This is a genomic window from Actinospica acidithermotolerans (assembly GCF_018139625.1).
In the GTDB taxonomy this organism is placed as follows: domain Bacteria; phylum Actinomycetota; class Actinomycetes; order Streptomycetales; family Catenulisporaceae; genus Actinospica; species Actinospica acidithermotolerans.
The window spans coordinates 1-11,316 of sequence record NZ_JAGSOH010000175.1 but is presented as its reverse complement, the minus strand read 5'-3'; the positions used below and the strand labels follow the sequence as shown (position 1 = coordinate 11,316).

Below are 11,316 nucleotides of genomic sequence, written 5' to 3'. Positions count from 1 at the left end.
GGGTCGAGGCTGGCCACCGGGTTCTCCTCGGGGACGTCAGGCGGGCACATACGGCGATGGGGGAGGACTCGGGCGACGGGCATGTGCCTGGGCTCGGTACCGATCCGATGCTGCGGCGCGGTTGCCGGCCGGGTCAACGGGTCGGGACGTGATGAATGGGAGATGACTCCGCTGCGCTCGGTGCGCTGGGTGCGTTTGGGCTCGGGGAGGGAGTCGGCGACGCGGGCGGCGTTGAGCGTGGTCAAGGGGATCGTCACCGAGTCCATGGCCCATGACGACGATGCGTAACTACATGAATCATCTGCTATTCATCTGCTGTGACGAGTGTTGACCCGCTAATGAATGCCAGGCAAACATATGGGCACTCCCGTCAGCTGGACCTTCCCCCCTAGGAGCAACTCGATGTCCCCTGTGAGCCCGGCACGTTCCGCCTCGGGCGGCGCGACCCGCCGCACAGTCCTGACCGCCTCGGTAACCGCGTCGGTCGCGCTGGCCGCGACCGCGTGCGCCTCGGATTCTTCCTCGGGGTCCGGGTCGAGGTCTTCGGGGGGTGGATCGTTCACGTACTGGTCGATGTGGAAGGAGTCCGAGCCGCAGGCCAAGGTGATCAAGGCGGCGATCGCCGCGTTCACGAAGGACACCGGGGTCCAGGTCACGGTGCAGTGGAAGGGGCGGCAGGTCGTCAAGCAGCTCGGGCCCACGCTCAACACCGCGCACGTTCCGGCCGACCTGGTCGACTCCTCCGACCGGTTCGCCTACTCCGGGCTTCAGGCGGTCGGGCAGGCGCTCGATCTGACCCCGGTGCTCTCCGCCGCCGTTCCGGGCGAGTCGGGCAAGGTCTCGGACGTGATTCCGAAGCACTACCTCGATCTGGCGACCACGAGCGGCGTGCTGTGGCAGATGCCTTATGAGATCCTGACCACGCAGATCTGGTACAACGGGCGCTCGCTGCCGTCGGTGGCCGCCAACCCGCCGGGTACGTGGGCGGAGTTCACCGCGCTGATCGCCTCCCGGAAGAGCGCCCGCGGGGGGTCGGGGCCGCTGGCGCTGGACGGGGACATCGCGGATTACAGCGCCTACTGGACGTACTTCGCGGTGCTGCGGGAGCTGGGGGCGGGCGCGTTCGCCGCCGCGGCTGCCGACAAGACGGGCGCCTCGTTCGAGTCGCCCGGGTTCCTCACGGCGTTCGGGCGGATCGAGGCGCTGGTGGCCGGGGGTGACTTCGTGCCCGGGTACGACGGGTCGAAGTGGCCGGCGGTGCAGGACGGGTGGGCCGGGGGCAAGTCGGACTTCCTGCTGCTGGGCACGTTCGCGCCGAGCGAGACGCAGTCCTTCGCGAGTTCGGGCTTCACCTACCGGTCGTTCCCCTTCCCGGCGGTGGCGGCCGGGGGCGACGAGAGCCAGGACATCTCGCTGATCGGCTTCTCGATCCCGAAGAAGGCGCGCAACGCGGCCGCCGCGCAGCGCTTCATCGCCTACTTCCTGGCCAAGGCCCGGCTGGAGGGCATCTCCGCCCAGGCCGGGAACCTCACCCCGCGCGCCGACATCGCCGCGCCGGCGCAGCTGGCCGACGCGCAGAAGGCGCTGTCCTCGGGCAAGGTGGTCAAGGCGCTGGACGGGGTGAAGGAGACCGCCGCGGACTGGTACACGAAGGTCTTCTGCCCGCTCAACACCACCTTCCTGGACGGCGGGCAGACGGCCGCGCAATTCGCCGCGAAGCTGAAATCCGGCACCGCGCAGTACTGGAGCAACGCCGAATGACCGCGGTGACGACCGAGCGGCCGTCGTCGGTGCCGTCCGGCCCTGGCCCCGCGCGGGCCCGGGCCGGACGGCGGCGGGCCAGCCCGCTGCTGGCCGGGCGCCGGCGGCTGTTCTGGCCGCTGGTGCTGCCCGCGCTGCTGGTGTACACGGGCATGTTCGCCGGGCCGTCGCTGTTCACGGCCTGGTTGAGCCTCAACAAGTGGGCCGGGGCCGGGCCGATGGAGTTCGTCGGGCTGCGCAACTACCGCCGGCTGTTCGCGGACCCGGTATTCGAGCACTCCTTCGTCAATACGCTGTGGATCGTCTTCGGGGTCGGCGGGCTCACCTTCGCCGCCGCGTTCGGCCTGACCATGGTGCTGAGGGAGATGCGGGGCCGCAAGGCGGCGCGCGCGGTGCTGTTCTTCCCGAACATCGTGCCGAGCGTGGCGCTCTCGATCCTCTGGGGCTTCCTCTTCCAGTACGGCGGCCTGGTGGACTCGGTGGTCAAGGCGCTGGGCCTGCAGCACCCGCCGAACTGGCTGGGGCAGTCGGACCTGTTCCGGGTGATCGCGATCGGACTCGTCTGGACGTCCACCGGCTTCTACACCACCATCCTGATGGCCGCGGTCGACCAGATCCCGCCCGAGCTCTACGAGGACTGCGACCTGGCCGGCGCCGCCGCCTGGCAGAAGTTCCGGCACGTCACCCTCCCGCTGATGTGGGACGTGGTGGGGGTGTGCGCGGTGCTGTGGACGATCAGCGCGGTCAAGGTGTTCGAGTTCATCTACACCTTCGCCGGGGCGGCCGGGCAGATGCCGGACGCCAGCGTGTGGAACACCGCGCTCTACACCTACGGCGAGGCCTTCGCCTCCGACGGCGTGCCCAGCTACGGCACCGCCGCGGCCAGCGCCGTCGTCATGCTCGCTCTCGTGGGCGTCCTGGTGGGCCTGATCCGCCGGGTCATGCGCCGCGACGCCGTGCAGTTCTGAAATGCGTCTGTTCGAAATCCGTCCGTCCTGCTCCGATCGGAAGGCACCGCGATGGCCGTCACGACCCCCGGCCGACCCACCCGGCTCTCCACGTTCCGCGCCCGGCTGAGCGCACCCCGGTTGCTCGGGGTGCCGCTGGTGTGGCTGCTGGTCGCGTTCAACGTGTGCGTGGGGCTGTGGATGCTGCTGTCCTCGGTCAAGAGCGCGAGCGAGATCTTCACCGACCCGTGGACCCTGCCGCACAGCCTGCACCTGGACAACTGGGCGCGCGCCTGGTCCCAGGGGCAGTTCGGGCAGGCCGCGGCGAACACCGTGATCGTGGTGGGCGGGACCGCGCTCGGCACGCTGCTGCTGGCCGCGCCCGCCGCCTACGTGCTCAGCCGGGTGGCCACCCGGTGGAACGGCGGCTTGATCATGTTCTTCACGCTCGGGCTGGGCGTGCCGGCGCAGGTCGTCGTGCTGCCGCTGTTCGTCGTGCTCGACGACCTGAACCTGATCGACACGCTGCAGGGGCTGTGCCTCGTGTACATCGCCAGCTCCCTGCCGTTCACGGTGTTCTTCCTCACCGGTTTCTTCCGCACGCTGCCGGTGGAACTGGAGGAGGCCGCGTCGCTCGACGGTGCGTCGCCGCTGCGCACGTTCGCGCAGATCATGCTGCCGCTGGCACGCGGCGGCCTGATCACGGTCTTGATTCTCAACATCATCCAGCACTGGGGCGAGACCGTCTTCGCCCTCGTGTTCATCCAGGACACCTCGCACCAGACCCTCTCGCTCGCGCTGCTCGGATTCCTCCAGCAGATGCAGTACAACGGCGCGGACTGGGGCGGGCTGTTCGCCGGAGTGGCAATGGTGGTCCTGCCGCTGCTGGTCCTCTACGTCTGGCTGGCGCGCAGAATCATCGAGGGCATGACGGTGGGGTCGGTCAAGTGACCGGGGACCGCGCGCAGGACGAGCCCGGGACGCTCGGGCGTGACCTGAAGTTCCAGCAGCTGGCCGGGAGTCTGCGCGAGCAGATCCGGCGGCAGGTCTACGTTCCGGGTGCCCGGCTGCCGACCGAGCGGGAACTGGCCGAGGCCGGGCGGCTCTCGATCAGCACCGTGCGCCGGGCGGTGGACGAACTGGTCGCCGAGGGTCTCGTCGCCCGCCGCCAGGGCGCGGGGACCTTCGTGCTCGCGCCGGCGACCGCCGAAACCCGCAAGCGCCTGGTCGGCGTGATCGTGCCGGACGCGGCGTTCTACTATCCGCGCATCCTCCAGGGCATCGAGACGGTGCTCTCCGGCGCCGGCGCCCGGCTGCAACTCGCGTACTCGAGCTACAGCCAGGAGGCCGAGGACCGGCATCTGGAGGCGATGCTCGCCGCCGGGATCGACGGCCTGCTCATCGCGCCGACCCTCACCGGGCCCGCGCCCGCCGAAGAGCACCTGGCCCGGCTGGCCGCGCTGCCGGTGCCCTGTGTGCTCATCGAGCGGCGTGGCACATCGCTCTCGGACACGAACGAGCACGTGTGTACGCACCATGAGGCGGGCGCCTACGAGGCGGTGCGCCACCTGACCCTGCTCGGGCACCGCATGCTCGGCCTCGTGCTGCGCGACGGCAGCCCGACCACCGAGCCGGTCGCGGACGGTTTCCACCAGGCCGCCCGCGAGTTCGGCTGCACCAGCATCGAGTTCCGGGCGCTGCGCCAGGAGTGGAGCCCCGCCACGGCGGAACGCTGCGTCGCCCGGCTCCGCGAGGCCGGGGTGAGCGCGGCGCTGTGCTTCGGCGACCGCCAGGCCGCCCTGATCGAGATCGCAGCCCGCCGCGCCGGGCTTCAGGTACCCCGCGACCTGGCCCTGGTCGCGTACGACGACGAGGTCGCGGACGTGGCCGACATCCCGCTCACCGCGGTGGCGCCACCCAAGGAACTGCTGGGGCGCATCGCCGCCGACCTCCTGTTGCGGCGGCTCGAGGACCCCGCCCTGATCCGTCATCGCATTCTGCTGCGCCCGAGCATCGTGGTGCGGCAGTCGTGCGGCGCCGCGGGGCCGCCCCCGTCCGTCGCACAGTAAGGACTCTCACGTGAAGAACTGGAGCATCCGTGTCTGAGATCCGGCTCGGCCTCATCGGCGCCGGTGCCGTCGGCGCCCTGCACGCCGAGGCCGCCCGTAACGTCCCGGGCGTCACCGTCACCGCGGTGTGCGACCTGGTCCCGGCCGCCGCGAAGGCGTTGGCCGCGCCGGACGGGGCTCGGGTGTTCACAGAGCACGGCGCGCTGCTCGACTCCGGCGAGGTCGACGCGGTCATCATCAACACCCCCCACGCGCTGCACACCGAAATCGTGCGGGAGAGCGCCGCCGCTGGTCTGCACGTGCTGGTGGAGAAGCCCATGGCCACCACGTCCCGGGACTGCGTGCTGATGACACGTGCGTGTGCGCGGGCTGGGGTGGTGCTCGCGGTCGGCCACATCCAGCACACGCTGCCGCCGATGGCCGCAGTCAAGGAGGTGCTGGAGCAGGGCGGGATCGGTGCGCTGCGCGCGGTAGACGACTGGCGCAGCACGGATTACCGGCCTGGCACCCGTCCGTCGTGGTTCTTCGACCCGGCGGTGTCCGGCGGCGGGGTGTTCATGAACATCGGCGCGCACTGCGTCGACCGCCTGCTCTGGCTCGCTGACCGTCCCGTGGCCACGGTCACCGCGACAGCCGCGTACGGGCACGACGCCCGGGTGGAGACCGAGGTGCAGGCGCGGGTGCAGTTCGCCGACGGGCTCGCCGCGCACATCCGCGTGACCAGCGCGCCGCTGCCGGCCCGCAACGAGATGGTGCTCGTCGGGGAACGCGGCTCGATCCGCATCTCCACCGACGCGGGTGCGCTGCTCTATCCACACGACGGCGATGGCTGGGGGAGGGCCACAGTGCTCGCCCCCGCCGCGGCCGAGGACGTGGCTGACGCGTTCGCCACGCAGCTCGCGGCCTTCGCCGCAACCGTGCGGGGAGAGCGCGAACCGCTGGTCTCGCCGCGGCACGGGCAGCGCGTCATCGAGGTCATCGAAGCCGTCTATGCCTCCAGCCGTACGGGGCTGCCGCAGACGCTCGACGACGCCGACAGCTGGTCCGGCGATGCCTGAGCTGCGCCTGGCCTTCAGCACGCTGGGCTGCCACGACGCCACCGCGCCCCAAATCGCCGCGCTCGTAGGTGAAGTCGCGCGCCTCGGAGGCGCCGGAATCACCGGAGTGGAAGTGCGCTGCGACCGTACCGAGGGCCCGTTCGCGCTGGAGGCTCCGGGCGCCGAGCGCAGGCGGGCGGCGGCGGTGTTGCGGGAGGCGGGTGTCGAAAGGTTTTGGATCGCCTCGTATCTCCGCGTGGCCGATCCGGATCGAACCGACGCCGAGATCCGGGCTCACATGGATGCGTTGCTGGAGGTCGCGCAGGACGTGGGCGCCTCGGCAGTGCGTGTGTTCGCAGGTGCTCCGGTGCCTGGTGAGGAAGCTGACGCGCTCGCCGCGCGGCGCCTGCGGGACCTCGCGGACCGGGCGCAGCGGCCCGGCCGGCCGGCATGCAGAATTCTGCTGGAGACGCACGACTCGCATCCGCGCGGCCAAGACGTGGCCCGGGTACTGGAGCGGGCCGAGCATCCCGCGCTCGCCGCGGTGTGGGACGTGCTGCACACCTGGCGCGGCGGCGAGACGCCTGCGGAAACCGCCGCTGCGCTCGCCCCGTGGCTCGACCTCGTCCAGGTCAAGGACGCTGCTTCGTCCGACGATCTGCGGCCGCTGCCCCTTGGCGCGGGTGCCGTCCCGCTCATCGGCGTACTCGGGGCGCTGGCCCGTCTGGGTTACCCCGGGTGGCTCTCGCTCGAATGGGAACGCCGCTGGTTCCCGGCCGTGGCGCCGCTCGCCGAGGTGCTGCCGTCCGCCGCCGCCTGGCTCGTCGCTCGCGTAGAAGAAATCGCATAGAAAAATCTGCGAATAGTCATTATGGAATCATCTGCTCTTGCGTGATTAAGCTCCAGAACACCCGGCACCACCCACCCCACCCGGACTCACCCGTGGAGCGCTTGATGGCACTCGAGATCGCCCGCCGCCGTCTCCTGCAACTCGCCGCCCTCGTCACCGCGTCCGCGGGCCTGCCGGCCCTCGACCCGGCCGCCGCGTACGCCGCCGACGCCTTCGACGTCCTGCGCGCCACCTGGGTCGAACTGCTCACCGGCGGCGCGATCGACGCGACCGACGCGGATTACGCCGACGCGCTCGCCACCCTGGTCGGCCAGGCGAGCTCGTACCAGTCCACGATGTCGCCGAATTCCACGGCGGTCTCGCTGTGGCCGAGCCTGCCGCTGAGCGACTCCGCGAACATGACCGCCAGCTACAAGCAGCTCGCCACCATGGCCACCGCCTACGCCACGCCCGGCAGCCTCTACCAGGACGCCGGCCTGGGCGCCGCGGTGGCCACCGGTCTCGACTTCCTCGCCGCCGAGGTCTACACCGCCACCGCGACCGAGAGCGGCAACTGGTGGGACTGGGAGATCGGCTCGCCCAAAGCCCTGCTCAACGCGGCACTCGCGATCTACCCGCTGCTCGACTCCACCCAGATCGCGAGCTATACCGCTGCGATCGACAATTTCGTGCCCGACCCGACTATGGAGAAGACCGGCACCTCCCGCACAGCCTCGACCGGGGCCAACCGCGTCGACCTGTGCCAGGTGGTGGCCCTGCGCGGGGTGCTCGGCAAGAACGGCGACAGCATCGCGGCTGCCGCCTCAGGGCTCGCCGACGTGTTCCCCTACGTCACCACCGCCGACGGCCTGTACGCCGACGGATCGTTCGTCCAGCACACCCGCATCGCGTACACGGGCACGTACGGGATGGTGCTGCTTCTCGACCTCGCCGGGCTGTTCCAACTGCTGGCCGGCAGCACCTGGGCGATCACCGATCCCAACGCCGCGAACATCTACGACGCCGTCGACTCCGCGTTCGCCCCGTGGGTCTGGAACGGCCTGTGCCTCGACGCCGTCCGCGGCCGTGCCGTCTCCCGCGTTCTGGAGACCGACCTGACCGACGGCGGCCTGATCATTCAGGCCGTGCTCCAGCTCGCGCTGTCCGCGAGCGCGGCCCAGGCGGCGGACTTCCAGACCCGTGCCAAGGGCTGGATCACCGCGGACAACACCTACGCGCCCTACTACGCCACCGCCGCGGTCCCCGCCATCGCGAACGCGAAGCCGGTCATGGCCGCTTCCGCCATCCCCGTCGGCACGGAACCCGACGGCCTCGTCCTGTTCCCGGGCATGGACCGCGCCGTGCACCGGCGCCCCGGCTGGGCGTTCGCCCTGGCCATGTCCTCCACCCGCATCGGCCGGTTTGAGTCGATCAACGGCGAGAACCTGCACGGCTGGCACACCGGCGACGGCATGGGCTATGTCTACCTCGAAGCGGACCTGACGCACTTCACCGACTCCTACTGGCCGACCGTCGACCCGTACCGGATGCCGGGAACGACCGTCGACACGATGACCTTGGCGGACTCGGCCGGCACCGGGTACGTCTCCAGCACCTCGTTCGCAGGCGGCGCCGCGGTCTCGACCGGATTCGGCTGCGTGGGCATGGACTTCCGCCAGTACGGCTCGACCCTCGCAGCCAAGAAATCCTGGTTCCTGCTCGACGACTGCGTCTTCGCGCTCGGCGCCGGGATCACCGGAGGCAGCGGGGCCGACGTCGTCACGATGGTGGAGAACCGCAACCTGCACGCCGGCGGCACCAACGCGCTCACCGTCGACGGCACGGCGCAGAGCACAGCCAGCGGTTGGTCCGCGTCTCTCGCCGTGGCTGGCTGGGCCCAGCTCGACCAGGTCGGCGGCTACCTCTTCCCCGGCGGCGCGACGGTGCAGGCCGCGCGCACCGACCGCACCGGCGCGTGGAGCGACATCAACACCGGCGGCCCGACCGACGAGATCACCCGGACGTTCCTCACCCTCGCGCTCGACCACGGCACCGCACCGTCCAAGGCCACGTACGTATATGCGCTGCTGCCCGGATTCACCACCGCCCAGACCGCCGCGCGTGCCGCCCAGCCCACGGTATTCGTGCTCTCCAACACCGCCACGGTCCAGGCGGTCACCTGCCCGAAGCTCGGCCTGACTGCCGCGAATTTCTTCGCCGCCGGAACGGCCGGGGTCATCACCGCTAGCGCGCCGTGCTCGGTCGTGCTGCGCCAGACCGGCGGCCGCCTCGAACTCGCCGTCAGCGACCCCACTCAGACCGGCACGAGCGTCACCGTCCAGATCGCTGGCGGTGGCAGCGTCCTAAGCGCGGACTCCACCGTCACCGCCGGCGCGAGCAGCACGGCGTTGACCGCGACAGTCGCACTGACCGGGACCGCCGGCGTCACCGAGCACGCCGCCTACTCGGTCACCACGACGGACCTGCCGCCGGTGGCCGACGCCTACACCCGCGACGGCACCTACGCGAGCGTGAACTACGGGACCGCGAGCACGCTCGTCGTCAAGAACACCGGCACCACCAGCAGCGGCTACTCCCGGTGCTCCTACCTGTCCTTCGACACGACCGCCCTGACCGGCGCCACCATCACCGCCGCGACGCTCATGGTCTACGGGTACGTATCCGACAGCGGCGGCACCTCCACCACCCTGACCGCGTACGAGGTCGACGACGCCACCTGGACCGAATCCGGCATCACCTGGTCGACCCAGCCCGCACTCGGCCGGGCCCTAGGCACCGCGACGGCCACGACGACAAAGGCCTGGCTAGCCCTCGACGTCACCGCCTACCTCACCGCCGCCACCCCCGGCCGCATCACCCTCGGCCTCTACCAGCCCACAGCCGGCCTCGCCGTCATCCTCAACTCCCGCGAAGCCTCGGCCAATGCGCCGTATGTCATGGTGACGACGGCCTGAGCGGGACGGACTGAGGTGCAGCCCAAGTACGACGAGCAGCCGACGGCAACGTAATGCTTAATAACAGGCCCACGGGGCACCGTTCACTACAGCGCCTACTGTCCGCTGAACAGCGCACTTCAAAACCAAAAGGCCTCCGACTCAACACGAAAAGACTTCGCTGACAACAAGCGCAGGTCTCGGGCCTTCCCGGTATCTCCCCGTCGCGCGCCGCACCTGACTGACGCGCGGGGGAGTTGCCCGCGTGGCGACGGTACGGGGACGCCGGCGCCACGCGGGTTGGATCATGCTTCGGTGACGGGCTCGGCGAGGATCGATGGCGGGTAGGCGGAGCCGGAGCCGGGGGTGACGGCGGTGAGGTCTCGGCCCTTGGTCTCCTTGGCGAACAGCAGCGTGACCGTGGTGATCACGCACGCGGCGGACAGGTAGAGCGCGATGGGGGTGGAGGTGCCGTAGTCCTTGAGCAGGGCGACGGCGATCAGCGGCGCGGGTGCGCCGGCGGCGAGGGAGGCGAGTTGGGCGCCGATGGAGGCGCCGGAGTAGCGCATGCGGGTGCCGAACATCTCGGAGACGTAGGCGGCCTGGGGCGCGTACATGGCGCTGTGCAGCAGCAGTGCGACGACGATGGCTAGGGCGATGACGGTGTAGTTCTTCGTGTCGATGAGCCCGAAGAAGATCCAGGCCCAGATGCCCATGCCGATCGAGCCGATCAGGTAGACGGGTTTGCGCCCGAGGCGGTCCGAGAGTGCGCCCCAGCAGGGGATGGCGCAGAACTCGACGGTCGCGGCGATCAGCACGCAGTTGAGCACGTCGGTCTGGTTCAGGCCGAGTTTGAGAACGGCGTAGTCGATGACGAACGTGCCGACGATGTAGAAGGAGATGTTCTCGGCCATCCGGATGCCGATGGCCACGAGCACGTCGCGCCAGTGGTGACGCAGCACGCCGACCAGCGGTGAGGGTTCGGCGGTGCCGGACGCGCGTACCTCGGCCTGGGCCTGCCAGAAGACGGGGGATTCCTCGAGCGAGAGGCGCAGCCACAGTCCGATCGCGACGAGCACGGCGGAGGCGAGGAAGGGGATGCGCCAGCCCCAGTCGAGGACCTGGGCGGTGGTCTGGGTGTGGGAGATGACGGTGAGCGCGAGCGCTGCGAGCACGAAGCCGAGCGCCGCGCCGCCCTGGGGCCAGGAGGTCCAGAAGCCGCGGCGCTTGGCCTCGCCGCGTTCGGCGACCAGCAGCACGGCCCCGCCCCATTCGCCGCCGAGGGCGAAACCCTGGATTAGCCGGAGGGCGGTCAGCAGGATCGGGGCCCACACCCCGGCGGTGGCGTAGGTGGGCAGCGCGCCGATCAGTGCGGTGGCCGCGCCCATGGTGACCAGGCTGATGACGAGGAGTCTCTTGCGTCCGAGCCGGTCGCCGAAGTGGCCGAACACGAGCGCGCCGAGGGGCCGGGCGGCGAATCCGATGGCGTAGGTGGCGAAGGAGAGCAGGGTGCCGGTGAGCCGGTCGGTGGTGGGGAAGAACACCGCGGCGAACACGGTCGCGGAGGCGAGGGAGTAGAGGAAGAAGTCGTACCACTCGATCGTCGTGCCGATCAGGCTGGCGCCGACGGCTTGGGCGAGTCCTGATTGTCTCGCCGTGAATCTTCGGGCTGTCGTGGACATGGTTCTCCTTGTCGATGGGACGGGATGGGATGGGGTG

Annotated in this window: 8 protein-coding genes and 1 pseudogene; 7 read left to right on the top strand and 2 right to left on the bottom strand. The window is 70.3% G+C overall.

The annotated features are described in order from the left end of the window. Window positions 1-257, bottom strand: a pseudogene (locus tag KDK95_RS32205) (hypothetical protein); the annotation flags it as partial. Window positions 258-402: 145 nt separating this feature from the next. Between KDK95_RS32205 and KDK95_RS32200 the strand changes: the two are divergent. The 7 genes from KDK95_RS32200 (at window position 403) to KDK95_RS32170 (ending at window position 9,618) form a co-directional block, all read left to right on the top strand. After that, window positions 403-1,761, top strand: coding sequence for an ABC transporter substrate-binding protein (locus KDK95_RS32200; RefSeq protein ID WP_212522131.1), 1,359 nt, complete (start codon window positions 403-405; stop codon window positions 1,759-1,761). Further along, entirely contained in the window at window positions 1,758-2,729 is a 972-nt protein-coding gene (locus tag KDK95_RS32195) for a carbohydrate ABC transporter permease (RefSeq protein ID WP_212522130.1), read from the top strand. The genes KDK95_RS32200 and KDK95_RS32195 overlap by 4 nt, the downstream gene beginning before the upstream one ends. A gap of 51 nt (window positions 2,730-2,780) precedes the next feature. Beyond that, the gene (locus tag KDK95_RS32190) at window positions 2,781-3,659 is read left to right on the top strand and encodes a carbohydrate ABC transporter permease (RefSeq protein ID WP_212522129.1); all 879 of its coding nucleotides are present in this window, start codon (window positions 2,781-2,783) and stop codon (window positions 3,657-3,659) included. After that, window positions 3,656-4,777: a LacI family DNA-binding transcriptional regulator gene (locus tag KDK95_RS32185; RefSeq protein ID WP_212522128.1), complete on the top strand. Its 1,122-nt coding sequence runs from the start codon at window positions 3,656-3,658 to the stop codon at window positions 4,775-4,777. Before KDK95_RS32190 ends, KDK95_RS32185 begins: the two co-directional genes overlap by 4 nt. A 29-nt stretch (window positions 4,778-4,806) precedes the next feature. Beyond that, on the top strand, window positions 4,807-5,835 hold the full coding sequence (locus KDK95_RS37955; RefSeq protein ID WP_212522127.1) for a Gfo/Idh/MocA family protein: 1,029 nt from the start codon (window positions 4,807-4,809) through the stop codon (window positions 5,833-5,835). Beyond that, window positions 5,828-6,664: a sugar phosphate isomerase/epimerase family protein gene (locus KDK95_RS32175; RefSeq protein ID WP_212522126.1), complete on the top strand. Its 837-nt coding sequence runs from the start codon at window positions 5,828-5,830 to the stop codon at window positions 6,662-6,664. Before KDK95_RS37955 ends, KDK95_RS32175 begins: the two co-directional genes overlap by 8 nt. A gap of 104 nt (window positions 6,665-6,768) precedes the next feature. Further along, window positions 6,769-9,618, top strand: a complete 2,850-nt coding sequence (locus KDK95_RS32170) for a polysaccharide lyase family 8 super-sandwich domain-containing protein (RefSeq protein WP_212522125.1) — start codon at window positions 6,769-6,771, stop codon at window positions 9,616-9,618. Between the two features lie 284 nt (window positions 9,619-9,902). On the opposite strand, the gene KDK95_RS32165 is transcribed toward KDK95_RS32170, so the two are convergent. Beyond that, a complete protein-coding gene (locus tag KDK95_RS32165) occupies window positions 9,903-11,279 on the bottom strand; it encodes an MFS transporter (RefSeq protein ID WP_212522124.1) in 1,377 nt (458 codons plus the stop codon). Between the last annotated feature and the right edge of the window lie 37 nt (window positions 11,280-11,316).